The organism is Corynebacterium sp. HMSC069E04, from assembly GCF_001813175.1.
GTDB lineage: Bacteria > Actinomycetota > Actinomycetes > Mycobacteriales > Mycobacteriaceae > Corynebacterium > Corynebacterium aurimucosum.
Genome location: NZ_KV811687.1, coordinates 48,109 through 74,998 on the forward strand (window position 1 = coordinate 48,109; position 26,890 = coordinate 74,998).

Below are 26,890 nucleotides of genomic sequence, written 5' to 3' on the forward strand. Positions count from 1 at the left end.
CTATGAACTTTGCTAAAGGCCACGGAACTGAGAACGATTTCGTCATTGTGGAGGGAACCGAGCCGCTACCGCCGGAAAAGGTGGCGGCACTGTGTGACCGTCGAGCCGGAATCGGCGCCGACGGTGTACTGCGCGTCATCCGCGCTGGTGAACTGCTCGCTTCTGGAGAAATCGATGAGCTCGCGCCGGGTATTAACGCCGATGACTGGTTCATGGACTACCGCAACGCGGATGGCTCCGTGGCGGAAATGTGTGGCAACGGCACCCGCGTCTTCGCGCATTGGGTCCGTTCCCGTGGGTTGGTGGAAGAAGACACCTTCACCGTGGGCACGCGCGCCGGCGCCAAGCAGGTTACCGTGCACTCTTTCAGCGAGACTGAGGCCGAAGTTAGCGTGGAGATGGGACCAGCACAGGTGCTCGGTGTCTCCACGGCTGCGATGGCGGGGGAGAGCTTCGCCGGGCTAGGAGTGGACGTGGGAAACCCCCATTTGGCGGCTGTAATCCCGGGGCTTAGCGCAGAGGCCTTGGCTGGAAAGCGCCTTGAGCAGTCTGTCTTTGACACTGATTTTTTCCCGGCAGGCGTCAACGTAGAGCTGGTGACACCTTTGCGCGATGGTGTGATTCACATGCGCGTCTTCGAGCGCGGCTCGGGGGAGACTCGCTCGTGCGGCACCGGAACGGTGGCGGCAGCGTGCGCCGCGCTTGCCGATGCCTCCCAGGTCACCGGCCACGTCCGCGTCATTGTTCCGGGCGGCGAGGTAGAGGTGGACATCACCGAAGACGGCTCCACGCTGACGGGGCCTTCGCGCATCGTGGCAACTGGTGAAACTTCACTATAGGGCTTTTCGGGACGGCGTTTAGCGTCCGTCCTCTTTTTTGTAGTTGGTGCCCAAGGCCAAGGCGGCGCGGCGGGCCGCGAGCCAGGCTTCTTTGAGTTCTGCGGCGCGCTCGTCGGCCACTTTAAGCAGGGATTCCAGCTCACTGGTTTCAACGTGCGGTGAGTTCACCCGCGCATCGAGGCGGCGTAAGAAGCGTTGCGCACCATGCATCTCGTAGTGGAACGCTTCGATGACGGGGTTTGCGCAGTCGACGTCGACAAGCGCGGGGCGGTGCAATGTTCGGTCGGCTAAGGACTCCGCGTCATCGCTCGTAGCAAACGTGGCATAGTCCTCGAGGACACCCGTGATGTCCTCCACCGTGAGCGCAATGGAAGCCCGCAGTGCCGCATGCTCCGAGGCGTTGGGGCGGGCATCGGCGAAAAGCCACAGCGCGCCGCAGACGAAAGCAGCGAGGATGACTCCCGGCAGCTTCAGCGTCACAATCAACACCGCAGCGGTAACTGCGGCGAGAAGCAGCGCTAGACCGCGACGCTGAGATGCGGAAAAAATCATGGTGACAACTCTCCGAGACCTTAGTGGCCTCCGCAGCCTCCAGAGCCACAAGCGCAGCCGCCTTCGCCGCCACAACCACCGGTGGGCAGCGCAATCGAGGCCGTCAACATCGCCGAACCCGCAAGAACGGAATCCTTCGGTGGCAGCTCACCAAAGCTCTCCGGCAGACACAGATCGAAGGGGAAGGTGCCATCCATGACGAGGTGCATGAAGCGCTTACCTGTGAGCTGGTTGTGGCGCCACTCGGATTCCATGACCCGTGCGGAAAAAGTGCAGCCCGGCGTGGGGGATTCGGAACCGGAACCGGCCGCAACAATTGCCGCGCCAGTGGATTCAAACGTGGCTGGGTAGGCACCCTTCTCGGCTTCGTAGGCTTCAGTGCTGTCGAAGGCGGTGACGTCGAGGCCCATCGCGGTGAGCTCTACCTGTTGCCACTGCTGGGTGTCCTCATCTGCCAAGAGCGGGCCCTGCGCCAGGTTCGCCGTTGCTTGCGCGAGAACGTTTCCGAAAGGATCGATGATGTCCAGGTAAGCCAAGACATCGTTGATCATAGAGACGTGAGCGAATCCTTGGGTGACGCCCTCGAAGCCGATAAAGGTGGCGAAAGGTTCGATGGCAAGGATATTGAGTTGCGCCCCGGAAGGATCCGAGAACTGAATGAGTTGTCCTCCGCGAACCTCCCCGGTGACTGCCAGCTGGTTGGTGGAAATGGCGGCTTCGACGGCGTCCTGCCAGCGCTCGTAGTTGAGGCCAATGGCCTGCATCTCTGGGTGGGTGGTCTCTTTGACGGTCATGCGGCCCATTGTATCTGGCGCCGCGATGACTCAAAAATGTTGTCGGTGAGCCTTGCCGCCGGGATCGGCACAAGGTCGTGTGCAACGGAGATTCCCTGTTAAGAGGCGTGACGTGCAAGAATAGAAAACATATGACACAAGAAACCCATGATGATCTCCTCGCGCAGGCTTTTGGTGAGCCCGCGCCCATGCCACAGGTGCCGTCCACCGGTGATTTCGACCTCGCGGAGCGCAATGCCTTCCGGCGAGTGAACCGTAAGACCACAATCCGCTCAGAAGACAGCACCGACATCTACGAGGTGGAGTACCGCAAGCTCCGCCTTGAGCAAGTGATCTTGGTGGGCGTGTGGACCGAAGGCACCGTGGCCGAGGTTGAGGCCACGATGGCGGAGCTTGTCGCGTTGACGGAGACCGCGGGTGCAGAGGTCATCGAAGCCCTGTATCAGAAGCGCGACAAGCCGGATCCTGGAACCTATATCGGTTCCGGCAAGGTGAAAGAGCTCAAGGATATCGTGACTGCCACCGGCGCGGATACCGTGGTATGCGACGGCGAACTTACCCCGGGCCAGCTCACGGCATTAGAACGAGCGCTCAACACCAAGGTTATCGACCGCACCATGCTCATCTTGGACATCTTCGCGCAGCACGCCAAGTCCAAGGAAGGTAAGGTCCAAGTCTCGCTCGCACAGCTGGAGTACCTCTACACCCATACACGCGGTTGGGGCGGTAACCTCTCGCGCCAGGCGGGTGGCCGAGCCGGATCCAACGGCGGTGTCGGCTTGCGCGGACCCGGTGAAACCAAGATTGAGACGGATCGTCGCCGCATCCGCACGCAGATGGCGCTGCTGCGCAAGGAACTTAAAGGGATGAAGACGGAACGCGAGATCAAGCGCTCGCGCCGCGCATCCTCAACGATTGCGCAGATCGCTATTGCTGGCTACACCAACGCTGGCAAGTCTTCGCTCATCAACGCGATGACGGGCGCTGGCGTGCTGGTGGAGGACGCGCTGTTCGCTACCTTGGATCCCACTACGCGCCGCGCCGAGCTGGCCGATGGCCGTCAGGTCGTCTTCACCGATACCGTCGGCTTTGTGCGCCACCTGCCGACGCAGCTGGTGGAAGCCTTCAAATCCACCTTGGAGGAAGTCCTCGCAGCGGACTTGATGCTTCATGTGGTGGACGGCTCTGATCCTTTCCCGCTCAAGCAGATTGAAGCGGTCAACAAGGTCATCTATGACATTGTGAAGGACACCGGTGAGGAAGCCCCGCCGGAGATTATCGTCATTAATAAGATTGACCAGGCTGACCCCCTGGTACTCGCGGAGCTGCGCCACGCCCTCGACCGCGACAATGTCGTCTATGTCTCCGCCAAGACGGGGGAGGGCATCGATGAGCTCACTGCGCGTGTGGAGCTGTTCCTCAATTCCCAAGACGAGCACGTGCAGCTGCTCGTGCCGTTTACCCGCGGGGACGTGGTCGATCGCATCCATACCCAGGGCACCGTGCGCAGTGAGGAGTACACGGGTCAGGGCACGCTTGTCGACGTTCGCCTGCCCGCCTCTATTGCCGCCGAACTCAGGGAATTTCGCGTGGCCGGTGAGGACGCTTAGGTTTCAGTGCTCCCGTGAGCCATAATTATGGTTCGTGAGTAATTTTGGCTGGGCCGTCCACGGGGACGGAAAAACGATTAAGCCGGGCGCGGTCGTCGCACCCGAAGAACGATTGAGCTGGGGCCGCACTATCGGCATTGGCATGCAGCACGTCGTGGCCATGTTCGGCGCGACACTGCTGGTGCCCACCCTGACCGGATTCCCGGTCAATACGACGTTGCTGTTTTCAGGCCTGGGAACAATCCTATTCCTCCTGATTACCCGCAACCGCCTGCCTTCCTACCTGGGATCCTCTTTCGCGTTCATTGCGCCGCTGAGCGCCTCCCAGCAGTACGGCATTGGCGCACAGGCGGGTTCCGTCTTAGTGACTGGCCTGGTCCTGGTGGCGATTGGTTTCGCGGTGAAGGCGGCGGGCCGGAAGGTCCTTGACGCCGTCATGCCGCCGGCTGTGACCGGCGCCATCGTGGCACTGATTGGCCTTAACTTGGCGCCCAATGCTGCCACCAATTATTCGAGCCAGCCTCTAGTTGCCACGGTGACGCTGGCGGTCATCATCCTTGCCACCGTCGCCGGTCGCGGCATGGTGTCGCGCCTGTCGATTCTTATCGGCGTCGTCGTCGGCTGGGCTTTCGCGGCCGCTACAGGCAACCTTGGCGAAGGCGCTGTGGAGTCCATCCGCGAAGCAGCCTGGATTGGCTTCCCGCAGTTCCATGCGCCGGAGTTCCACGTTTCCGCCATCGCGGCAGCCCTGCCGGTGCTGGTTGTGCTGATTGCTGAGAACGTCGGTCACGTCAAGGCGGTCTCGGAGATGACCAAACGCGATCTCGATGATTTGGCCGGTGACGCTCTCATCGCTGATGGCCTGGCTACCTCCCTAGCCGGTGGGTTCGGCGGCTCCGGCACAACAACCTATGCGGAGAATATCGGCGTGATGGCCGCGACCCGCGTCTACTCCACGGCCGCCTACTGGGTAGCTGCTATCACAGCCATCGCTCTGGCCTTCATCCCGAAGTTTGGCGCGCTCATCTTTACCATCCCCACCGGCGTGCTGGGCGGCGCTTGCATTGTCCTCTACGGGCTCATCGGCATGCTCGGCGTGCGCATCTGGATGGACAACAAGGTCAACTTCAATAACCCGGTGAACCTCACTGCTGCGGCGGTGGCGCTCATCGCGGGTATTGGCAACCTCACCCTCGACGTCTTTGGCGTGACGCTTGAGGGCATTGCCTGGGGCTCTGTCGGCATCATCGTGCTCTACCCGGTGATGAAGAAGCTCTACGGCTCCATTGGTGAGGGCCGCGGCGCGAAGTACTAGACATACCCTCGCCGCCTGAACGGAGTAAAGGCACCATCTGGAGGCTTTGATTTAGAAAACCCCAGGTGAATGTGTGCAGAAGTCTGCATAAGGTGCTTTTACTTCGGTCCCTTTAGAGCTCTCCCCACGAACTCATCATTCAGCCAGACATCATCACTGTCGGAATGAGCCTGTGCGTAGTCCAGCAGCTCTTCCACCGTGTGTATGTATACCTCGTCGTCGGTATGAGTTGGCCACGAAATGGTTTCGGGGTTGGCGAAGTCTGCTTTTCCAATCGGATAATCTCCCGCTAATTGATCCGCCCAGAGGCGCGAGGCGACTCCGTGGTAGAGGGTTTCGGTATCGAGGTCGCCGCGGAACCGGGTCAACGCTCCCATGACCTCGTAGCCGACGTCTGGGGGGCGTTGTTGGCTGGCCAGTCATGTCTTTGACTCTACACAGTAGGTCACTTCAGTCGAGGGGAGAAGACGAGAGAAAGAGTCCGCGCAGACGAGGCGAATCAAAAAGCTCCCGCCACCCTCAGTACAAGAGGGAAGCGGGAGCTCTGCCGTTCTATAGACGGAAAGTGCTTTAGGAAGCGTCGAGGTCCTGCTCGATGAGACCGGCGATCTTCTCCACAGCGGCCTCGTTCTCAGAAGTCACGGTGACTTCGTCGCCCTGCTCGGCGCCGAGAGCCATGATCATGAGGGAGGAAGCAGCATCGGTCTCGTCCTCGTCCTCGTCACCGACGAGGGTCAGGAAGATGTCCTCGTCGAACTCAGCGGCGGCATCGGCAATGATGGAGGCCGGACGTGCGTGCAGTCCGACGGAGGAACCAACCTTGACGGTCTTAGAAGCCATGATAATAATCCTTTCGAATTACGGAGTTTCGTGCTTACAAGTGTACGCGGCTTAAGCGCTAGGCGGCGGCCTTGGCCTTGTCTGCCTTCGCAGCAGCCTCTTCCGCAGCCTTGTTAGGCCAGAATTGCTTCATCGCGATGACCGCAATGGCGGACACGATGACGCCGGCAAGGATAGCCACGAAGTATGCCCACGCAGGTTCGATAGCGAAGATAACAAAGATACCGCCGTGCGGGGCGCGAGACATGACGTCCAGGGACATCGACAGAGCACCTGTTACTGCGCCACCGAGCATCATCGACGGGATGACACGCAGCGGGTCGGCAGCAGCGAACGGGATAGCGCCCTCGGAGACGAAGGACAGCCCCAGCAGCCAGGCGGACTTACCGTTTTCCTGCTCCGCAGGCGTGAACAGGTTCTTGCGTACGAAGGTAGCGATGGACAGTGCGATCGGCGGAACCATGCCGGAGGCCATAACGGCGGCCATGATCTTCATGGAAGCCTCATCACCCGTGGACAGGCCAGCAGTAGCGAAGAGGTAAGCAGCCTTGTTGACCGGGCCACCCAAGTCGGAGCACATCATAAGTCCCAGGATGATGCCCAGAAGGACCGCGGAGGAACCGGACATAGAGGACAGCCAGTTCTGCAGGCCTTCCATGATGGCGGCCAGCGGTGCACCGAGCAGCAGGTACATGAGCAGGCCGGTAATCATCGTGGCGAGCAGCGGGATGATGACCACAGGCATGAGGGAGCCGATCCAGCGCGGGACCTTCCACTTGCCAATCCACATCGCAACAAAGCCAGCGATAAGGCCGGTGACCAGACCACCGATGAAGCCCGCACCGAGGGTGACCGCAATGGCACCACCGGCGAAGCCCGGCGCGATGCCCGGGCGGCCCGCCAGCGCGAAGGCAATGTAGCCGGAGAGCGCCGCGACGATGAATCCCATCGATGCTTGACCGATGGCGAAGAGCACGGCGCCGATGTACAGGGCGAACCCTGCCTTCTTGAAGGTCATCATTTCGCCATCAACCATGACGTCATGGCCCGGCAGGTTGGTCAACGAGTAATCGCTGGTAATGGCCTGCCAACCGTTGGCCATGTCGTAGCCACCGAAGAGGAAGCCCAAGGCCAAGAGGAGGCCACCGGCAGCGACGAAGGGCACCATGTAGGACACACCGGTCATGATGGCCTGCTGAATGCGCTTGCCCCAGCCCAGTCCTTCGCCTTCTTCTGCGGAACTAGAGGAGGCTGCGCCTGCCGTGCCTGCGACCTTGTGTGCGTTGGGGTTCTTGGACGCAGCGATAGCTTCATCGAGCATCACGCCCGGCTCGTTGATGGCGCGCTTGACGCCCGATTCAATAACGGGCTTTCCGGCGAAGCGCTCCCGGTCGCGAACACCGACATCGGTAGCGAAGATGACGGCGTCGGCAGCCGCGATGGTGTCTGTAGAAACAGCGGTGTTATTGGAGGATCCCTGGGTTTCTACGGTGAGCTCGACATCGTGGCGCTCCTCGGCGGTTTGGGTGAGGGCGTCGGCTGCCATGTATGTGTGGGCAATGCCGGTCGGGCATGCGGTCACGGCCACGATGCGGGTCTTCTGTGAATCCGCAGCCTTGCTCGCCGCAGGCGCTGCAGTCGCAGCTGCAGGTGCTGATTCGCTGGCCGTAGCCTTCTTCTTCGGTTTTTCGGCGTTAACCACGTCGAGTACCAGGGAGACGATTTCCTCCTTGGTCTGCGCGGTGCGCAGAGCCTCCAAGAAGTCCTTCTTCACCAGCGCGCGAGCCAGCTTGGAAAGGATCTTCAGGTGTGCTTTACCGCCACCTTCCGGGGCGGCGATGAGGAACACCAGGTGGGCGTCGCCATCGGGGCCGGAGAAGTCCACGCCGCGCGAGAGGCGGGCGAAGACCAAGGTGGGTTCCGACACAGCGGCGGAGCGGCAGTGTGGGATGGCAACGCCACCGGGGACACCGGTGCCAGCCTTTGCTTCACGCTCGATGGCGGGGCCAGTCAGTTCTTCCACGGAGGTGGCGCGGTCGGTGTCGTGGACAAGCGTGGCCAGGTTGGTAATGACTGATTCGATGCTGTCACCAAAGTCGGCGTCGAGCGCCACAAGATCGGTGGTGATGAGTTCTGATGACATCGGGTACGTACTCCTCAGTACTGCTAAAAGTCGGTGACGGCCTGAACCGTCGTGTGTTCGATATCTAGTTCTTCAGGGGTTGGTATCTGGGTTCCCGGGAGTGATGCGGCAGCCGAGCCGTAGGCCACCGCTTGGCGCAGGGCGTCCGAGTAGGAGGCACCCGAGCGGCGGGCGAGGATATAGCCGGAGAGCGAAGAATCACCGGCACCCACGGTAGAGCGCAGGGTAATCGGCGGGGGAGTAGCGGCCCACGCTTCATCGGCAGTGACCAGCACTGCGCCAGCGCCACCGAGGGTGACGAGAACCTCGGGGATGCCGCGCTTGACGACGACCCTCGCGGCCTTGACCACACCGCTAAAATCACCGTTCTCGGCGGCAGCTTCGAGGGCCTGACCATCCACGTTGGCTAGCTGGCCAAGCTCAAGACCATTCGGCTTGATGAGGTCGGGGCTGGCGGTTTCGAGGTTTTCTCCGAGAGCCACCATAGGGGCATCGGAGGTGTCGACGGCTACACGGATGGCGGGATTGGCTTCGCGCGCGACACAGATGAGCTGCGTGTACCAATCTGTAGGAACGCCTTGGGGAAGAGAGCCCGCCATGACGATCCACTCGGCGTCAGCGCAGTGTTCAGCAACGGCCTGTGCCACGTCTTGCTGAACTGAGTCATCCAGCGTGGGGCCGGGGCCGTTGAGTTTGGTCGTACGGCCATCCGGTTCGGTCAGGGTGGTATTGGTGCGCACCGCGCCATGCGTCGGCACGGCGTGTACGGGAATAGACGCGTCAGCGGCGAGGGCTAAGAACGGGTCTGAGGCCACAGCCGGTAGAAGGGCCAGACTGTCGACGTTAGCGAGCGTTACGGCGTGCGTAACGTTGACGCCTTTACCACCGGCAACGCTGGAGACAGACCCTGCGCGGTGTACAGCACCAGGCTCGAGTTCCTCGTTCAGGCGCACGGTGGCGTCGATGCTTGGGTTGGGGGTCAAGGTAAGGATCATTGTGGACAATGTCCCCTTTCGCGGAGTGCGTATATTGGGGGCAAACGCGCCTCGGCGGCTTAAACAAGAACTCCCGTGCGGATTGCCCGTGGTCAGCGTGAAAGTAATGTTGCTTAATGTTGATTATTGCCCGTTTGTGTCCGAATGTCAACGGCGTCACTGTGGTTTTCGTTGCATTTTTGACCGACTTGTGATGATCTGGATAGAGAAAAACATCGTCTCCGTAAGGAAATGTGTCATGGAAAACGCATCCCCATCCACCATTAAAGGCACCGGCGTCGTCGCCGGCGTTGCATACGCTGAGGCGGTGTGGGTTCGCCCACGCCCAGAACTGCCCACGGCTGGAGAAACCGTGGCGGAAGAGCAACGTGATGCTGAATACGATCGCTTCCTCGAAGCCGCCGACATCGTTGCCAGCAGGCTAGAACAGCGTGCCGCTGGTGCTGAAGGTCAGGCAGCAGAAGTTCTGGGCGCTACTGCTGGAATGGTCAAGGACCGAGGTTGGCACAAGGCAGTGCGCAAGGGCATTCGCAGCGGCAAGAACGCCGAATATGCAGTTGTTGGTGCCACAGACAGGTTTGTCACCATGTTTGAGGCCGCCGGCGGCGTAATGGCCGAGCGCACGACTGACCTCAAGGACGTGCGCGACCGCGTCATCGCACAACTGCGTGGTGAGCAAGAGCCGGGCCTGCCCATGGTTGAAGGGGAGGCGGTGCTGCTGGCGGATGACCTTGCACCGGCGGATACCGCAACCTTGGACACCACCCATATCAAGGCGCTTGTGACCGAGCTGGGCGGTCCCACCAGCCACACGGCAATTATCGCTCGTCAGCTCGACCTTCCGTGCATCGTGGCGGTCGGCGCTGAGCTGCGCACGATTGAGGCGGGAACCCAGATCTTCGTCGATGGCTCCGTGGGAACAGTGGCCCTTGGTGCGGATCGCGCTGCCTCGCTCAAGGTTGTAGAGGAATACCGCGAGAGGGCGGCACGAGTGGCCGAGTGGCGGGGTCCGGCCCAGACCAAGGATGGACACCGCGTGCAGTTGCTCGCCAATGTTGCCGACGGCAACGCAGCTCGCATCGCCTCTGATTCGCAGGCAGAAGGTATCGGTTTGTACCGTACAGAGCTGTCCTTCCTCTCCGCGAGCGAAGAGCCCACCGTGGAGGAGCAAGCGCGCATCTACGGCAAGGTTTTCAACGCTTTCCCGGACTCCAAGGTCGTTGTTCGAACACTCGATGCCGGTTCTGATAAGCCGATCTCCTATGCCACGTTAGACTCTGAGGAGAACCCCGCCTTGGGCGTCCGCGGCCTGCGCATCGCCCGCGATAACGAGGCACTTTTGACCCGTCAGCTCGATGCCATCGCGCAGGCCGCAGAAAAGCGTGCCGAAAGTGCCACGACGTGGGTTATGGCACCGATGGTGGCCACGGCAGTCGAGGCAAAGTGGTTCGCCGAACTCTGTCGCGAGCGTGGGCTCACGGCTGGTGCGATGATTGAGGTACCGGCTGCAGCCCTGATGGCGGATACTATCCTGCCGCACCTCGACTTCGTGTCCATCGGTACCAATGACTTGACGCAGTACACTATGGCCGCTGACCGCCTATCGCCCCAGCTGGCCTACTTGACTGATCCGTGGCAACCGGCCGTGTTGCGTTTGATCCAGCACACCTGCGTGGTCGGGCGCGATAATAATGTTCCGGTGGGCGTCTGCGGCGAAGCAGCAGCAGATCCCATGCTCGCCTGCGTGCTAACTGGCCTTGGTGTGACTTCACTGTCTGCGGCGTCGACTGCGGTCGCAGGTGTTGGCGCACAGCTTGCTGAGGTCACTCTTGAGCAATGCCAGAAGATGTCGGACGCAGCAGTAAACGCTGAGGGCCCAGCTGATGCCCGCGCCGCGGTGATTGACCTATTGGAGCAATTCCAAGCGTCCTAGATTATTGTGAATGCGCAGGAGGTGTGTGCCCCTCACCATGAAGGGGTGCACACCTCCTGAAACGATCTAGGGGCTAAAGCGCCTACTTCTCTGCAGCAATGATCACCTCAATGCCGTGCTCACGCAGCGCTTCAACGTAGGAAGCGGGCGCGCCGGCATCGGTGATAACGACATCAATTTCATCGAGGGACGCAAAGCTCACGAGGTAGTCATTGCCCAGCTTTGAAGAATCGCACAGTACGACGACGCGGTGCGCATTGGTGACGAAAGCGGACTTGATCGCAGCCTCTTGCGAGTCTGCCGTTGAGAGACCGTGATCAATGGTCAGTGCGTTGGTGCCGACAAAAGCCACGTCGGCACGCATGAGCGCCATGGTGCGAAGGGCGGTATCACCAACCACGGCCTGGGTAATTGCCCGTACTGTACCACCAAGGAGCTGGACTTCGGATACCCCGTTGCTGGCTAGCGAAAGGGCGATCGGCAGGCTGTTGGAGACGATGCTGAACTGACCTGCCGAATAGCGCTGGCCAATGAGATCGGCAAGCGCATTCGTCGTGGTGCCGGCGTCGAGGAAGATGCTGCCGCCATCGGGGAGCTGTTCCAGCGCAGCGCGCGCAATGGCCATCTTGGCGCCCGTGGCCGAGCGTTGACGGGTATCAAGGGTTAACTCCGCGGTTTGGAAGGATTGGGAGGCAACCGCACCACCATGGACTCGGTGCACGACTCCTTCCCGGTCCAAAACCGCGAGATCGCGGCGAATCGTCTCAGCGGTAACATCGAAGCGTTCAGAAAGTTCGGTGACATTGACACGGCCTTCGACGGCGGTCAATGAGGCAATTTGTCGGCGACGCTCTTCTGCGTACATAGTTCCTCCCGGTGAAGTCTGCCTGTGGTGGTCACTGCGCCCGCCGCGGAAAGGAAACGGGGCTGGGGCGTGTGAACGAAAAGAGCAACGAATGTTGCGGCGATGCTTCTATTGTCCCACTGAATGTGAAGAAAACGGAACGAAACAAAGAAAAACTCACATTGCGATTGCCGTCTTAGTGCAAAAATTCAGTTATAACCTGCACATATGCAAATGTGTGATGTCGGACGCTAAAGCGGTAGGAATCGGGCATGTACACACACAAGGGGGTAGAAAGAAACAATCCCCCGGCCCTTTACGCCCGCACCGAGTGGACTGGCACTGCGGGGTGGGTAGGGCCCTGGGGGTGGCTGCGAAGTGATGATTCCTAGAGCTTGCGGAAAACTGACACTACCTTGCCCATGATCTCAGCTTCGTCGCCCTTGATGGGGGAGTAGGCATCATTATGGGGGAGAAGCCAGACGCCGGAAGAGTCGCGGTGAAATTCCTTTACGGTAGCTTCTTCGCCGTCCAGGAGAGCGGCGACGAACTCGCCTTCCTCTGCGACGGATTGTGAGCGAATAATCACCCAATCGCCGTTGAGGATTCCGGCGTCCTGCATAGAATCGCCCACGACCTGCAGCATGTAAAGTTCGCCGCTGCCAAGGATTTCGCCCGGCATGGGGAAATAAGCGTCAACGTTTTCTTCGGCGGTAATTGGGGAACCTGCGGCAATGCGGCCGACAACAGGGATATAGTTCGGCGTCGCTGCGTCCTCAGGGATATCGGGGGTGGAAAGATCCGGAGACTTGTTTGCCTGGCTTGTCTTGCGGCCGGGCTTCTTCGAGTCTTCGGCACCGGGGAAGTGGCGGACATCAACGGCGCGCGGCTTGTTTGGATCGCGGCGCAGGAAGCCCTTCTCCTCAAGCTGCTTCAGCTGGTAGGCCACGGATGATGTGGACTGTAGGCCGGTGGCATCACCGATCTCACGAATGCTTGGCGGGTATCCGCGGAGCATTACGGCATCATGGATAACCTCCAGGATGCGGCGCTGGCGGGCGGACAGGGTGTCGAGGGAAGGGTGGTCGCTTCGCTTGGATTTGCGGGCCATTCTTTCTCCTAAAACTATTGCGATGTGCACATTCGTGGTTGAGGCTTTGGCGTGCCAGGCATGTATGGGACTGCCGGTGGTGCTTCCGCTTTCCTTTTTAGCACGACAGGAAAAAATGTTCGACTGGCGTCGCCGAATTGTGGACAAATTTTCGAGACGGTGCTATAAATCGAACATACACGCTAAATCGAACGGTTGGTCGATGGTGATGTTCGAAAGTGTCTACCTGGATTCTTATACTTCGGATATTGCGTCGATGGAGAAGGAAGAACTAGAAAGGAGCCGTCATGGCTATCGCTCTCAATAATGCCTCTGTACTGCGTAGGGATGTTCGTCGGAAGCCTCGCAATACGGCAGTGCTGGTCCCTCCGGCGGCAATTTGGGATCCTGTGCAGCGCCAGGTGCGAACCCATGAATTATCACCTACTTCTTCTCGTGGCTCGTCTGTTGTTCGAACGCTCTCTTCGGAGGGTAGAACACAGGGGCGCACGATCAGCTCGGCACCATCCTGTGTTTCTTCCCCGCGGAGTGTGTCGCGGAGCCGGCGTGGAGGGTCGAACGTAGGTAACTATGTTTTGGGCGCGGTCTTTGGCGCTGCAGTCTTTATTGGAACAGTGTGGGGTGGCCTCAGCATCGATAGTGAGGTTCCTAGTAACAATGGTGCTTCAGCTACCGCGGAGGCAGCTTCGCGCTAGAATTCCTTGGGCCGGGGAAGCAAGGCGCATCGGCGGAGAGGAAGGTTACGGCACTATGTATTGCCCGTTCTGTCACAATGAACAGTCACGAGTCATCGATTCGCGCGTGATTGATAGTGGAACCTCAATCCGGCGGCGTCGCGAATGCGCCGCATGTAAAGGCCGTTTTACCACGATCGAGAAGGCGGTCCTGTCGGTAGTCAAGCGCAATGGCTTGGCGGAGCCCTTCAGCCGCGACAAGCTGATTCGCGGCGTCAAACGCGCGTGCCAAGGGCGTGATGTAAGTGATGATGCTCTGAAGAAGCTTGCACAAGAAGTCGAGGAGACCGTGCGCAGTCATGGGTCCTCCCAAGTCAATGCCAACGACATCGGCCTTGCCATCTTGGAGCCTCTCCGCGATCTCGATGAGGTCGCCTACCTGCGCTTCGCCTCCGTATACAAGTCTTTCGAAAGCGCAGACGACTTCGAATCGGAAATCCGCCTGATGCGTCGGCGTGACCGCGATAGCTTCTAGCGCAATTTATCCGCGGCCTTTTGGATTCTCCGAACAGACACCGCATGAGCGGTTCCTAGGCGTTGCGCGAAGAGCGATACGCGCAACTCCTCGATCATCCACAAGATCTCCTTAACTTCACGCGTCTTCTCGCGGCCTGCAGGCAAGGAGCGCAAACGATTATTCAGGTAGGCCTTGGCCTCGTCGACATCTGCCTGGCGGTCAGCGTCGCGATCTGGATCCAGGTTCATATCATCAAGCCTGATACGTGCAGCCTGGATATAGCGCGGTAGGTGGCGCAAGTGCTGGATTCCATGCACGGTGATGGCGTGCGGTGGCAATAGGAAGTCGAGCTGAGCGCGAATATCATCGATTGCCGGCCCCTCCCAGTGCTTCAGCTCTGCGTTGAGGTTGGAGTACTCTGCCAACCCTGGGGCAATGGCCACCACCGCCTGACGCACACGCCCCGGGACCTCAGGCTTTACGGCGTTCAGCAAGGCGGTAAATTCCTCAGGAGTTCTTACGGGCCCTCCCTTGTCCATCATGATGTCGCGCACTGCGGCTACTCGTGCATCGTTGACCAACCCTTCGGCTCCGCCGTGTGGGTAGGAGTCGACAGCTACCCGCTGCTGTAGCGGTAAGCCCTTGACCATCTGTTGTGCACTCACGGAGATTTCCCGAAGCAACAAGGTGAGGGTGGCGGTGATCATGGAGGCGTCGGCAGCCGCTTTTGTCGGGTGCACCTTGAGAGCGACGCCTTCCTTCGTTGCTACGAGTGCTGGATAGGCGGTGACCTCGTGCCCATCAACGACAGTGGTTACCTCTTCATCGATAGCGCCCAGAGTGTCCTTTGACCATTCCTTGACGGCGGTGGATTCAGCTGCCCGGCCAACACGCGAGACGGAGGACGAGATATGCCCGGCTTGGCGTTGCACGAGCGCCTTCAAGTCTCGATCGGAATCGATGACCTTTCCTCGTTTGTCCACTGCCGCGTAGTTCATGCGCAGGTGCGGAGGGAGCTGGTCGGGGCGGAAATCCCCTGCGTTGATGCCTTGGCCGCCCATTTCTTGCAGAACAGCAGCGAGTTGCTCAGTGAGTGCGCCTTCATAGGGCACAAGCTTGGGCAGCGCTCGTTCAGCGAATTCGGGTGCTGGAACCACAGTGCGCCGAAGAGCCTTCGGGAGTGAGCGAATCAGCTCCGTTACCAGCTCTAGCCGCAGGCCGGGTACGAGCCAGTCGAAGCCCTCGGAGTCCAATCCCGCAAGGAGGGGGACAGGGACCATGAGCGTGACACCATCGAGGGGGTCACCGGGTTCAAATTTATAAGAGAGGTCGTAGTCGATGCTTCCCTTCAGCCATCGGTCGGGGAAAGCCTCTTCAGTAACAGTGTGGTCCTCTTCGAGGAGTGCTTCCGGGTCGAAGTCCAAAGAATGCTTGTTCTTCTGTTTCTTCCACCAAGAATCGAAGTGACGGGCAGTGGTGACAGACTCGGGGATTCTCTGGTCATAGAAGTCGAAGAGCGTGTCTTCATCCACCACGAGGCCGCGCCGACGGGCCTTCTCCTCATACTCGGAGGCCTCGGCAAGCTTGCGCTTGTTGTCGTGGAAGAAGTGATGGTGGGTGGTCCATTCGCCGTCGACAAGCGCATTGCGAATGAACATATCGCGTGCCGCCGCAGGATCGACGCGGTGGTAGGGCACCGACCGGTCTGCGACCACGGTGACGCCGTACAACGTCGAGCGTTGGGTAACGACCGCTGAGCCACGCTTCCGTGACCATGTTGGATCGGAATAGTTGTGTTTCAACAGATCCTTCGCCAGTTTTTCCACCCAGGCCGGGTCGATGGCGGCAACATCGCGTGCCCACAGTCGCGAGGTTTCCACCAGCTCGGCTGCCATGAGGAACTCCGGTGGCTTCTTTGCGAGCGCTGATCCCGGGAAAACAAGGAAGCGGGTATTGCGTGCGCCAATGAACTCCTTGGAGTTACCGTCACGTGCGCCGATGTTGGACAGCAGGCCAGAGAGCAACGACATGTGGATGTCATCGGGGCGCCGTTCGGTGCCCTCTTGAGCGTTCCATCCGAGCTGCTTGGTGACGTCCCGCAGCTGCCGCACCAGGTCGAACCACTCGCGGATGCGCATATAGTGCAGGAAATCGGCCTTCATCCGTTTGCGGAAAGCATTGCCGCTCATCTCCTCGCGCGCTTCTTGGACAAAGTCCCACAGGTTGAGCATTGCCATAAAGTCTGAAGACTTGTCTTTAAAACGAGCATGGGCTTGGTCAGCCTGCGCTTGCTTGTCGGTAGGCCGCTCGCGCACATCCTGGATTGTCATCGCGGCGACAATGACCATGACGTCGTGGAGGCATCCGGAGGTGTTGGCTTCAACGAGCATGCGGGCCATGCGCGGATCCACGGGAATGCGGGCAAGATTGCGTCCAATTCGGGTTAGTACCGGCAGCCCATCTTTTTCTTTGCCCTCGAGTGCGCCCAGTTCGTGGAGGAGGAGCAGACCATCGCGCACGGCCTTCGGTTCGGGGGATTGAACGAAGGGGAAGTCGGCGATATCACCGAGGCGCAACGAGATCATTTGCAGGATGACGCTGGCCAGGTTGGTGCGCAGGATTTCGGGGTCGGTGAATTCTGGCCGGGAGAGGAAGTCCTGTTCACTGTAGAGGCGGATGGCAATGCCATCGGCAACGCGACCACATCGGCCTGAGCGCTGGTTAGCGCTTGCTTGGGAGATCGGCTCAATGGGCAGTCTTTGCACCTTGGTGCGAGTGGAATAGCGCGAGATGCGCGCGGTGCCCGTGTCGACGACATAGCGAATGCCAGGCACCGTCAATGAGGTCTCAGCGATGTTGGTAGAGAGCACGATTCGGCGGCCGCGGTGCGAGCGGAAGACGCGATGTTGTTCCTGGTTGGACAGTCGTCCGAAGAGCGGAGTGACCTCCACGTTGCGCCAATGGCGCCCTTCGATGGCTTCCATGGCGTCGCGGATATCGCGCTCGCCCGGGAAGAAGCACAGAATGTCTCCTTCGCCTTCGGCCATGAGTTCTTCGATGGCTTCGCAGAGGGCGTCCAAGGGATCGAGGTCGATGGTCTTGCCACCTGATTCGACCTCGAGCGGGCGGTAGCGGATCTCCACGGGGTAGGTACGCCCCGATACCTCGATGATCGGCGCTGGTTCACCGTGAGCGTCAGCGAAGTGCTTGGCGAAGCGTTCCGGATCAATGGTGGCGGAGGTGATGATCACCTTTAGGTTGGGGCGCTTGGGCAGCAGCCTTTTGAGGTACCCGAGAAGGAAGTCAATGTTGAGCGAACGCTCGTGCGCCTCATCGATGATGATCGTGTCATAGGCGTTGAGGAAGCGGTCACGCTGCATTTCTGCCAGCAAGATGCCGTCCGTCATGAGTTTTACAGCGGTGGTGGAGGAGACTCGGTCATCGAAGCGGATGGCATAGCCGACTGAGTCCCCGATGGATTGGTCAAGCTCTTCTGCAATGCGCTCAGCAACCGTGCGCGCTGCCAAACGTCGTGGCTGAGTATGCCCAATGAGCCCTCGACGCCCGCGGCCGAGCTCCAAACAGATTTTGGGAATCTGGGTGGTCTTTCCCGAACCAGTCTCACCGGCGATGATGACTACCTGATGATTCTCGATAGCTTCAGCTATATCATCGCGGCGCCCAGTGACGGGAAGCTGTTCGGGGTAGGTAATGGGTGGTACATGCGCATCTATGGTGCGCACCTTGTCTTGGGCGGCTGCGATATCAGCTCCAATGGCATCCAGGGCCTTGGGGGAGCGGGCCTTGCGCAGGCGACGGCGGAAAGCGCGCTCATCACTCAAGGAAACCGAAGTGAGAGCGCCGTAAAGGTCTTCGCGAGTAGCAGTCATAATCGACCTAAAAGTCTACTCGGAAGGCTATTCGCTCACAGGTCGAGGTGGAGATATTGGTACCCTCGTGTTTATTGCGTGAACACTAATCAATGAAGGGTATGAATTATGACTAATCCTTTTGAATCGAATCCGGAGGATAACGGCTCCAACCGGGGCTTTGGCAGCAACCCGGCTCATAACTTCGGCGACTCCTCCGGAAACAACGGCGGACTTCCCAAATACGAGCCTACTTCTCACCCAGAAGATCAGGCTGGCTTCGGCCAGTCCAGCAGCTACGGCAATTATGGCGGCGGCGCCTACGGCTCCCAGTCCTATGGTGGGTACGAGGCTGGCCAGCCAGGCTACGCTGGTGCGGGCTATGGAAGCGACTCCAGCTACGAAGGCCCAGGCCCAGGCGCCGGCCCGGCCTACACCGGTCCGGTCAGCGCTATCGAAGCGATCAAATGGGGATTCAAAGCCGCGCTCAGTAACGCACTTTTGTGGGTGCTGGGCGCCGTCGTCGTGTTTGCTATTCAGTTTGTTCCACAAATTGGAATCAGCGTTGGTGCGCAGAACGCCGATGGGGCGGAGACCTCCGTCATGGTGGACCTCTTCTCCTTCGCGGTGTCCATCCTGTCCTTTGTCATTGCTCTGGTTGTTTATCGTTTGGCCTACCGTGAAATCGACAAGCCGAGCCCCACATGGGGCACCCTGTTCCAGGGTGTTCGATGGGTACCGCCGCTCGTGGTGAACATCGTCTTGGGCATTCTTGGTGCGATTGTCTTGGTGATCGTCATCGTCGGCCTGCTTATGGTGGGCCTCGGTGGTGTGGCAGGTGTGGACCTCCAGAACCCAGAGCAGCTCAGTGAAAATGATATTTTTGCACTCGTTGGCTCTATCTTCGGCGGAGTCATCATCGTCATGCTGATTGCGCTGTTCATTCAGCCCTTCTTCACTCTCATGCCGTGGTTGGCAGCCGATAGCTCCTCCGTTGGCGAGGCTTTCTCCCAGGGCCTGAAGCTGGGCAAGGAAAACTACGGTCACATCTTGCTGTTCATTGTCCTGTCCGGTCTGATGGCTTTCGCCTCCCTCATCACCCTGGGCTTGGCACTGATCATCATCGCGCCGGCACTGCAGCTGGCAACCGCACACCTGTGCCGCCAGTGCCAGGGTCGCTATGCTCCTGCAGCCTAAGGCTTAAGCTGTCGAATCGATACGCAACGCCGCCCCTGACTTCATGAGGTGAGTTAGGGGCGGCGTTGTCGTCTTCTTTAGCTCTGATGCTGGAGCTGGGGAACAGTTAGGAGGCCGTGAAAAGTGTCCGGGAACGCTCCGCGGCGTCGTGGAAGGCAGCGGTGACCAAGGTCCCGAAAGCGCTGAACTCATCGGCACGGGCAGCGGAAGAGCGGAAGACAAGCCCCACGTGCCGCTCCGCCGTGACAGAAGGGGCAAAGTGTGCGACGGAGAGCCGCGGATTCTGGCATTCCGTTGCCAGGGCGGACTCGGGGACGAGAGTGGCGCCGAGGTTTCCCATGACCAGCTGCAAGATAGTAGTCAGCGACGAGGCTCGAGTGACGGCATTGGTGGCTTCGGAGGGATTGACCTTCGCGCGGCGGCACAGGTCGAGGACTTGGTCGCGGAGACAGTGGCCGTCGTCAAGCAGGAGCAGATCAAGGTGCCCTAGATCCTCGAGCGTGAGATCCTTTCGACCCGCAAGTGGGTGCTCTGCCGGGGTGACTGCGGTGAAGGCCTCGCTGTAGAGAGGAATCTCCACCATTCCGGGGGCTTCGGTGGGCAGAGCAACAATGGCCAGGTCCAGGTTGCCCTCGCGCAGCTTGTCCAGCAGGTGCTGGGTCTGTTCCTCGACGAAGCGGGGTTCTAAATCGGGATAGGTCTCGCTGATGGACTGCAGTATCCCCGGCAAAATATAGGGCGCGATGGTGGGGATGATGCCGATAGTGAGGGGGCCGGTAAGCGTGCCGCTAGCGCCGCGCGCTTGGCTGAGGAAAGCATCGGAAGCTTCGAGTGCTGCCTTGGCATAAGGCAGTAGCGCTTCACCTGTGGACGTCACGATGACCTTGCGGGTCGAGCGTTCGATCAGCTGTACTCCCAAACCTTGCTCGAGTGCGACGAGGGCCTGGGAGAGCGAAGGTTGGGAGATATCGAGTTTGGCGGCTGCGGTTCCAAAGTGCTTGTTTTCCGCAATCGTGACGAAGGTGCGCAACTGGGCGAGGGTTGGGCGATACTCCTTATTGTTCATGCCTATAACTCTAACATCTCTAATTCGTGGAGCCTATTGACGTGCCAAGCCTTCCGTGGCATACTTAACAAGCGAGCGACTGCGTACCAGCCAAAAGGCAAAGTGGTGTGCGGTCGTAGAGATTTGCATCACTTTTGTGCATTGTTGTGACTATTGAAGGAGATGAGTCTTCTATGCCTATCTTGACCGTTGGTGAGAAGTTCCCGGAGTTCGAGCTGACCGCGCTGAAGGGTGGCGACCTCCACGACGTCAACGCTAACCAGCCGGAGGACTACTTCGAGCAGGTATCTCTGGACAAGTACCAGGGAATGTGGAAGGTCGTGTTCTTCTACCCGAAGGACTTCACCTTCGTCTGCCCGACTGAAATTGCGGCCTTTGGCAAGCTGAACGAGGAATTCCTGGACCGCGATACCCAGGTTCTTGGCGGCTCCACCGATAACGAGTTCGCGCACTTCAACTGGCGTGCAACCCACCCGGAGCTGAAGGAAGTTCCGTTCCCGATGTTCTCTGATATTCGCCACGACCTGATCCGTGCCCTCGGTGTGGAAAACGCCGACGGTGTTGCTGACCGCGCTACCTTCATCATCGACCCGGACGGTGTTATCCAGTTCGTGTCCGTGACTCCGGATGCTGTCGGCCGCAACGTAGATGAGGTTCTGCGCGTGCTGGACGCCCTGCAGTCTGAAGAGGTCTGTGCCTGCAACTGGGAGGCTAATGACCCGACCAAGAACATCGACAAGCTCGAGGTTGTTAAGTCCGCTCTATAAACCAGCACTAAGCACAACCGCCCAACCTTAAAGGAGTTAGATCAGTGTCCATCGAAAATCTGAAGTCCGCGCTTCCGGCATATGCCAAGGATCAGAAGCTCAACATTGGTTCCCTTACGCGTAGCACCGAGCTGAATGAGGAGCAGCTGTGGGGCAGCTTGGTTGCTGCCGCCGCTGCGACCCGCAATGACCTGGTGCTGTCGGAGATTCTTGAGGAAGCTCGCGAGCACCTCAGCGAGGAGGCAATTGACGCAGCTCTCGGCTCCGCCACGGTGATGGCTATGAACAACGTGGCCTACCGCGCGAAGAGCTGGTTGGGTGATGATTTTGCCCAGGTCAAGTTTGGTCTGCGCATGAATATCATTGCTAAGCCTGGCGTAGACAAGGCTACGTTCGAGCTGTGGAGCACCGTCGTCTCCGCCATCAACGGCTGCGAGCACTGCCTGTCCGCACACGCTAATACTCTCCTCGAGGAAGGCGTGACCAAGGAGCAGATTTGGGAAGGCATCAAGGTCGCTGGTGTGGTTGAGGCCGTTGCACAAGCGCTCCAGGCCGAAGCCGTACGCTCCGCTGAGTAAATGACTCAGTGCGCTTTCCCAAGCGCAGTTAAGCAGTCCCACTCACCGCTCGCACTGCGGTGAGTGGGACTTTGTGCATTGTCGGCTTGGGCCCGGACCTGGGGCAGAGGAAAGTGTCCTAGCATGGGCTAGCCGATGACCCCGCCGAAGGCTACGCCGATGCCATAGGTGATGGCTAAGCCGAGCGCACCACCGATAACCAGGCGGAAGACGGAGCGCGCGGCATCCGTGTCAGCGAGGCGTGCCGAAACGTAGCCCGTGATTGCCAGGGCGATCAGGGTAACAATGGCGACTGTTGCTGCAGCCATGCTCATGGGTGCGAGGAAGATTGATAACAGGGGGAGTGCGGCGCCGGCAAGGAAGGATACGGCCGACCACAACGCGGCGTGCCAAGGATTTGTCAGGTCTTCGCCATCAATGCCCATCTCCAGTCGAAGGTGTGCCTCGAGAAGTCTATCTTCGGCAGCGATCTCGCGGGCGGCAGTATCCGCGGTTTCGGTATGCATGCCGTAGCTGGCGAGCATAGAAACGAGCTCGGCATGCTCTTGCTCGGGGAGATCTGCCAGCTCGCGGGTCTCCTTGTCTATCATCATGCGCTCGGAGTCGCGTTGTGCCGAAACAGAGACATATTCTCCGAGTGCCATGGAGGCAGCGCCCGACACCGTTGCGGCTAGGCCGGCGGTGAGGATGGCGCTTGCCGACGCCCCAGAACCAACGACGCCAAGTAGAAGTGCCGCGACGGAGACGATGCCGTCGTTAGCCCCAAGTACACCTGCGCGAAGAGAGTTCAGACGAGCGTTGTGTGAGGCTCCGTGGGGTTCGTTGATATGTTGTGGCATTGCCAGCTCCTTGGATACCAGAATATGTGTGGCTCTCTAGTGCTTTCGCAGTTGTCTAGAGAACTTCTTATATTTCAGTATCGCCGCTGGTCAGGGCCTTGTAAAGCGTGTGTAGGCTTAGCTGAATGCAGAGAGTGAAGGCTTAGATTATAGTGCCGGTCCATTCACCGCATGCCGCACCGTCCACGGAAAGAGCCATGGTGAACACTTCTTCCGAGAGATTGAAATGAGCGGTGGGGAGGGTAACGGCCAACTCTTCCGGGGTGTACGTGTAGGGGTAATCAACCGGGCGGTGGGCATCCCTGGTGTCCTCACCGAAGGAAGAGATTTTCATCGACGTGAGCTGGTCTTGTTCGAAATGAGCGGTGAGCTCTAGATCGAGGGTGTGCAGGGTGAACACGGCGTCACGGTGGTGGGGCATTCCTCCAAGGAGCCAATGCACGGTGACGGCGTCTTCGTGCGTCTCAAAATGAACGCCTGCGAGGCGGATGCCGGTGGGTGGGGTGTTCTGTTCGTTCATAGCGGTCCCCACTGTACTCCCCGGATACCTACTTAAAGTCGAGAGAAAAGTACTCAGCCCTAGTCAGGTGCAGAACCTTTTCAAAGAGCCAGCAAAAGAGCAGCGCAAGGGCGAGGGGAAGGATGACATAAACGAAGGTAATAATCATCACGTTGCTGGCGCTCCAACCCCAGCCTTCGTAATTGAGGGCTGCCAGTGGGCCCATGAGGCCGGAGATGCCAAAGCCAGCAGAGATAGGGGTGCCGGAGATTCCTAAAGCGCCACCGACGCCGCCCAGCACGGCAGCGGAGCATATCACGGGCAGGAAGGTGACTGGCTTGGATAGCATGTTGGCCATTTGCACCTTCGGGGAACCCAAAACATGCAGGATAGAGGTGGCGAAGCCGTTGACGCGCCAGCCGGCAACGAGGAGTGTGAACCCAGCGGCGACGGCGCCCAGGTTCGCGGTACCGGAGGCGATGCCGTCAATGAAGATGGCAGTGGCAATGCCGACTGTGGAGACTGGAGAGACAATCATGATGGCGAAAAGGACGGCGAGGACAACACCCATGAGAACCGGCTGCAAAGTAGTTGCCCCATTGACCAAGTTGCCCAGCCAAAGAGTGAAGACCTTGACGATGGGGAAGGTGACAGCCCAACCGATGGTGCCCGCCACCAGCGTCACGATGGTGGATAGCAACAAAATAGAGTAATTTTTCAGCCTGTCGCCGATAAAGAGCAATAATCCCACTGCTATGGCTGCGGTAAGGCCTGAGTTGATAACAAGACCGGTGCCGTTGAGGAAGAAACCGCCTTCGGGATTAACAGTGGCCACGCCTGAGCCGCAGAAGGAAGCAATGCCGACCGCAGCAGTCTGGATGGGGGTCATCTTGAATTCGATGCCCACGAGGACACCAATCATTACCGGCAAGAGGCTTGCGGCTAAGCCCGTCAGTGCAATGACGGTGGCTGCGCCGGACCACAAGGGGAGTAGCGCCTTGGCTAATTCACCGAGCAGTGCTTGTGGGACGAGCGACACAACGACGGCGATGGAGATGCCGTTGAGGACCTTCATGGTGAAGGAGCCGGGGGTGAGGCGCTCGGCCGCAGGCGCTGCGCTGGCGTGAGGGATAGGGGAAAGCTTGCGTTCGTCTATCTGCTGTGGCGTACTCATTCCCCAATCATACGCATAATATGCGGTGTGTAGAAAATATTAATTCAGAAAGGGGGGTATTAATAGTCCCTGCTTATGCGCCCTAGTACTCCACGCGCAGCTCGGATAGCCGTACCTCCCCGGCTTCATCGGAGGCATCGAGATCTACGGTGCCAACGAGCTGATAGGAATTATCACCCTCTGGGTCCTTAAGGATCTGACGCACGGTCCACGACCGCGAGCCGCCAACGCCACGAGCGCCCGAACCTGCGTCGCCCTTGTCCAGGAGGAAGTATTCCTGGCCCCTAGCCGCTGGCCCAGTGTCAGTGTCATCGTAGTCATCGAAGTAGTCATCGAGGGCACGGCTAAAGTCAGGAATCTCCTCCAAGTAGTCCAACAGGTCTGCCAAGCGCTCTTCCTTCTCCAACGCAAAGAGTTGGGCAAGGCGGAAGAAGTAGTTGCGCACCATGATGCTGAAAGCCCGCTGATTCGCGGTCAAGGCGGTGGGATCCTCGACTCCGAAGGCCAACTCGCGGTCCAAATCTTCCTGGGAAATGGGGGAGTCCTCGCCAGCCATCTCAGCCCACTCGTCGACAAGCGAAGAATCGACTTGGCGGATAAGCTCCCCGAGCCAGACGATAATGTCCTCGAGTTCCTCTGTGAGGAACTCCGCAGGAATGGACTGCTTGAGCGTGCGCCAGGCATCGGTCAGGTAGCGCAAAATGACGCCTTCCGAGCGGGCCAGACCGTAGGTGGCGACGAGATCGGAAAAAGTCATGGCGCTCTCCAGCATGTCGCGCACTACAGACTTAGGCCGCAGCTCGAACTCCTTCGCCCATGGGTTGGTCTGGCAGAAGGTCTCATAGGACTGCTCGAGGAGCTCTTCCAGAGGCTTTGGCCACGTGATGTCTTCCACGATGGCCATGCGCTCGGTATAGTCCACGCCCTCGGCCTTGAGCGCCGCGATTTCCTCACCGCGCCGCTGCTTCTGTTGGGCAATGAGTACCTGGCGAGGATCATCCAGCACCGATTCAAAGACAGAGATGACGTCGAGTGCATAAGTATCCGATTCTGGATCTAATAAGGTGAGCGCTGCCAGCGCGAAGGGCCCTAAAGGCTGGTTGAGGGCGAAATCGCGCGGCATCTCTCGCACGACGTGGTAGGGACGGCCGTAGATATCGAGCCCCTTCGTAGACTTTTGCACTACGCCCGAATTGAGAAGTCCCCGGAACAGACTCAATGCCGTCAGGATGTCCTCGTTCTGGCGGGCACGCGTGTTGTGGCTGGTGCGCAGCAGGTGCTTGAGATGCTCGTAGCCGTTGCCGTGCCGGGCGAGCACGTTGAGCAACATGGAATTGGACACTCGGAATTGGGACGTTAGTTGCTCCGGTTCGGCGTCGATAAGCCGTGCGTAAGTCTGTTCCGACCACGACACTTCACCGTCGCGCGCAGACTTCTTTTTCAGCTTCTTGAGCCTTGCTGGGTCATCGCCCACACGGCGCCGCGCCTTGGCGTTCTCAATCTCATACTCCGGCGCCTGCACGACGACGGTGCCTTCCGTGTCATAACCGGCGCGGCCAGCGCGGCCGGCAATCTGGTGAAACTCGCGAGACTTCAGAATGCGCTGGCGGGTTCCATCATATTTGGCAAGGCCGGTCATCAGGACTGTGCGAATGGGGACGTTGATGCCCACGCCCAAAGTATCGGTGCCGCAAATAATCTTGAGAAGGCCCTTCTGGGCCAGGCGCTCAACCAAGCGCCGATATTTCGGCAACATACCAGCGTGGTGCACACCGATTCCCTTACGCAGAAGCTTAGAGAGGTCTTTGCCAAACGTCGTGGTGAAGCGGAAGCCCGCGAGCTCAGCTGCAATGGCCTCCTTCTCCTCCGGGGTGATGATCTTCGACAGGGAAGTCAACGCCTGCGCGCGCTCTGAGGCCTCGCGCTGGGAGAAGTGGACGACATAGACAGGGGCCTTGCCATCGGCGAGCAATTCTTCGATGGTTTCGTGGACCGCGGAAAAGACATAAGAGAAGTCGAGGGGCACTGGGCGAGTTGTTCCCGCTACCAGAGTCGTCGTACGGCCGGTACGCTCCGTCAAATCCTTCTCCAGCCAGGCGGTATCGCCCAAGGTGGCGGACATGAGCAAGAATTGGGCCTTCGGTAGCTCCAACAGCGGAACCTGCCAGGCCCAGCCGCGATCAGGCTCGGAGTAGTAATGGAACTCATCCATGATTACCTGATCAATGGCGGCTTCCGCGCCATCACGCAGCGCAATATTGGCCACAATCTCAGCCGTCGCGGCGATGATGGGAGCGGAGCCGTTGACCGTGGCATCACCGGTCATCATGCCGACGTTCTCGGGGCCGAAAATCTCGCAGAGCGCGAAGAATTTTTCGCTCACCAAGGCCTTGATGGGTGCGGTGTAGAAGCTGCGCTGGCCGCGCGCCAAAGCAATGAAGTGGGCGGCGTTGGCCACCATGGATTTGCCGGAACCAGTGGGAGTTGCCAGGATGACGTTATCCCCGGCAAGAATGCCGAGGGAGGCTTCTTCCTGCGCTGGGTAAAGCGAAATACCACGGCCAGAAGTCCAGGACAAAAATGTGTCCCAGATGGCCTCATCAACCATCGACTCGGGGACTTCGGCGAGATCGGGCAACATCTGAGAAAGGTTCACCCGTCCCACCTTAGGCGAAAAGCACCGCGGACTAGGCCTCCACCCCGGAGTCCCAGATGGCTGTCCTCGGTGCCTGTG

22 protein-coding genes are annotated in these 26,890 nt (G+C 59.4%); 8 read left to right on the forward strand and 14 right to left on the reverse strand.

The features are described from left to right. The first annotated feature begins 2 nt into the window (after window positions 1-2). A complete protein-coding gene (gene dapF / locus HMPREF2896_RS08525) occupies window positions 3-839 on the forward strand; it encodes a diaminopimelate epimerase (RefSeq protein WP_070719144.1) in 837 nt (278 codons plus the stop codon). Between the two features lie 18 nt (window positions 840-857). Here dapF and HMPREF2896_RS08530 read toward each other — a convergent pair whose 3' ends face one another. Continuing rightward, window positions 858-1,391, reverse strand: a complete 534-nt coding sequence (locus HMPREF2896_RS08530) for a hypothetical protein (RefSeq protein ID WP_070446737.1) — start codon at window positions 1,389-1,391, stop codon at window positions 858-860. A 20-nt stretch (window positions 1,392-1,411) separates the two neighbouring features. Further along, window positions 1,412-2,194 carry a hypothetical protein gene (locus HMPREF2896_RS08535; RefSeq protein ID WP_070719146.1) on the reverse strand — a complete coding sequence of 261 codons (783 nt, stop codon included), beginning with the start codon at window positions 2,192-2,194 and terminating at the stop codon, window positions 1,412-1,414. Between the two features lie 122 nt (window positions 2,195-2,316). Between HMPREF2896_RS08535 and hflX the strand changes: the two genes are divergently transcribed. Both hflX and HMPREF2896_RS08545 read left to right on the forward strand, forming a co-directional pair. Continuing rightward, window positions 2,317-3,795 (forward strand): GTPase HflX, encoded by a 1,479-nt coding sequence (gene hflX, locus HMPREF2896_RS08540; protein WP_070446739.1) that lies wholly within the window; start codon window positions 2,317-2,319, stop codon window positions 3,793-3,795. Window positions 3,796-3,829: 34 nt separating this feature from the next. Continuing rightward, window positions 3,830-5,110 (forward strand): uracil-xanthine permease family protein, encoded by a 1,281-nt coding sequence (locus tag HMPREF2896_RS08545; RefSeq protein WP_070711315.1) that lies wholly within the window; start codon window positions 3,830-3,832, stop codon window positions 5,108-5,110. A 98-nt stretch (window positions 5,111-5,208) separates the two neighbouring features. Here HMPREF2896_RS08545 and HMPREF2896_RS08550 read toward each other — a convergent pair whose 3' ends face one another. From HMPREF2896_RS08550 to HMPREF2896_RS08565, 4 genes are all read right to left on the reverse strand, one after another. Beyond that, window positions 5,209-5,487 carry a hypothetical protein gene (locus tag HMPREF2896_RS08550; RefSeq protein WP_070719148.1) on the reverse strand — a complete coding sequence of 93 codons (279 nt, stop codon included), beginning with the start codon at window positions 5,485-5,487 and terminating at the stop codon, window positions 5,209-5,211. 193 nt (window positions 5,488-5,680) lie between these two features. Next, window positions 5,681-5,950: an HPr family phosphocarrier protein gene (locus tag HMPREF2896_RS08555; RefSeq protein WP_010190265.1), complete on the reverse strand. Its 270-nt coding sequence runs from the start codon at window positions 5,948-5,950 to the stop codon at window positions 5,681-5,683. A gap of 58 nt (window positions 5,951-6,008) precedes the next feature. Continuing rightward, window positions 6,009-8,093, reverse strand: a complete 2,085-nt coding sequence (locus HMPREF2896_RS08560) for a PTS fructose transporter subunit IIABC (RefSeq protein WP_070719150.1) — start codon at window positions 8,091-8,093, stop codon at window positions 6,009-6,011. A gap of 23 nt (window positions 8,094-8,116) precedes the next feature. Further along, the gene (locus tag HMPREF2896_RS08565; protein ID WP_070719152.1) at window positions 8,117-9,088 is read right to left on the reverse strand and encodes a 1-phosphofructokinase family hexose kinase; all 972 of its coding nucleotides are present in this window, start codon (window positions 9,086-9,088) and stop codon (window positions 8,117-8,119) included. Window positions 9,089-9,326: 238 nt separating this feature from the next. Between HMPREF2896_RS08565 and ptsP the strand changes: the two genes are divergently transcribed. Beyond that, on the forward strand, window positions 9,327-11,021 hold the full coding sequence (gene ptsP, locus HMPREF2896_RS08570; RefSeq protein WP_070719154.1) for a phosphoenolpyruvate--protein phosphotransferase: 1,695 nt from the start codon (window positions 9,327-9,329) through the stop codon (window positions 11,019-11,021). An 82-nt stretch (window positions 11,022-11,103) separates the two neighbouring features. On the opposite strand, the gene HMPREF2896_RS08575 is transcribed toward ptsP, so the two are convergent. Both HMPREF2896_RS08575 and lexA read right to left on the reverse strand, forming a co-directional pair. Continuing rightward, window positions 11,104-11,886: a DeoR/GlpR family DNA-binding transcription regulator gene (locus HMPREF2896_RS08575; RefSeq protein ID WP_070446745.1), complete on the reverse strand. Its 783-nt coding sequence runs from the start codon at window positions 11,884-11,886 to the stop codon at window positions 11,104-11,106. Between the two features lie 367 nt (window positions 11,887-12,253). Beyond that, entirely contained in the window at window positions 12,254-12,976 is a 723-nt protein-coding gene (lexA, locus tag HMPREF2896_RS08580) for a transcriptional repressor LexA (RefSeq protein ID WP_070644943.1), read from the reverse strand. 750 nt (window positions 12,977-13,726) lie between these two features. Here lexA and nrdR point away from each other — a divergent pair. Then, on the forward strand, window positions 13,727-14,185 hold the full coding sequence (nrdR, locus tag HMPREF2896_RS08585) for a transcriptional regulator NrdR (protein ID WP_010190258.1): 459 nt from the start codon (window positions 13,727-13,729) through the stop codon (window positions 14,183-14,185). Here nrdR and hrpA read toward each other — a convergent pair. Then, complete coding sequence (gene hrpA, locus HMPREF2896_RS08590) at window positions 14,182-18,057, reverse strand: ATP-dependent RNA helicase HrpA (RefSeq protein ID WP_070719156.1); 3,876 nt, start codon at window positions 18,055-18,057, stop codon at window positions 14,182-14,184. The two genes, nrdR and hrpA, sit on opposite strands and share 4 nt — an antisense overlap. 108 nt (window positions 18,058-18,165) lie before the next feature. Between hrpA and HMPREF2896_RS08595 the strand changes: the two genes are divergently transcribed. After that, complete coding sequence (locus tag HMPREF2896_RS08595; protein ID WP_070719157.1) at window positions 18,166-19,233, forward strand: hypothetical protein; 1,068 nt, start codon at window positions 18,166-18,168, stop codon at window positions 19,231-19,233. Window positions 19,234-19,339: 106 nt separating this feature from the next. On the opposite strand, the gene HMPREF2896_RS08600 is transcribed toward HMPREF2896_RS08595, so the two are convergent. After that, the gene (locus HMPREF2896_RS08600) at window positions 19,340-20,299 is read right to left on the reverse strand and encodes a hydrogen peroxide-inducible genes activator (protein WP_070644939.1); all 960 of its coding nucleotides are present in this window, start codon (window positions 20,297-20,299) and stop codon (window positions 19,340-19,342) included. A 173-nt stretch (window positions 20,300-20,472) separates the two neighbouring features. On the opposite strand from HMPREF2896_RS08600, the gene HMPREF2896_RS08605 reads away from it, so the two are divergent. Together HMPREF2896_RS08605 and HMPREF2896_RS08610 are read left to right on the forward strand one after the other, a co-directional pair. Next, window positions 20,473-21,066, forward strand: a complete 594-nt coding sequence (locus HMPREF2896_RS08605) for a peroxiredoxin (RefSeq protein WP_010190254.1) — start codon at window positions 20,473-20,475, stop codon at window positions 21,064-21,066. 44 nt (window positions 21,067-21,110) lie between these two features. Beyond that, on the forward strand, window positions 21,111-21,644 hold the full coding sequence (locus HMPREF2896_RS08610) for an alkylhydroperoxidase, AhpD family (protein WP_070446750.1): 534 nt from the start codon (window positions 21,111-21,113) through the stop codon (window positions 21,642-21,644). Window positions 21,645-21,772: 128 nt separating this feature from the next. Here the strand turns inward: HMPREF2896_RS08610 and HMPREF2896_RS08615 are convergent, their stop codons facing one another. The 4 genes from HMPREF2896_RS08615 to HMPREF2896_RS08630 form a co-directional block, all read right to left on the reverse strand. After that, window positions 21,773-22,483, reverse strand: a complete 711-nt coding sequence (locus tag HMPREF2896_RS08615) for a VIT1/CCC1 transporter family protein (RefSeq protein ID WP_070719158.1) — start codon at window positions 22,481-22,483, stop codon at window positions 21,773-21,775. Between the two features lie 142 nt (window positions 22,484-22,625). Further along, on the reverse strand, window positions 22,626-23,003 hold the full coding sequence (locus HMPREF2896_RS08620; protein ID WP_070446752.1) for a hypothetical protein: 378 nt from the start codon (window positions 23,001-23,003) through the stop codon (window positions 22,626-22,628). A gap of 28 nt (window positions 23,004-23,031) precedes the next feature. Next, window positions 23,032-24,057 (reverse strand): PTS sugar transporter subunit IIC, encoded by a 1,026-nt coding sequence (locus tag HMPREF2896_RS08625; protein ID WP_371325889.1) that lies wholly within the window; start codon window positions 24,055-24,057, stop codon window positions 23,032-23,034. A gap of 181 nt (window positions 24,058-24,238) precedes the next feature. After that, window positions 24,239-26,812 (reverse strand): DEAD/DEAH box helicase, encoded by a 2,574-nt coding sequence (locus HMPREF2896_RS08630; protein WP_070719163.1) that lies wholly within the window; start codon window positions 26,810-26,812, stop codon window positions 24,239-24,241. Window positions 26,813-26,890 lie beyond the last annotated feature (78 nt).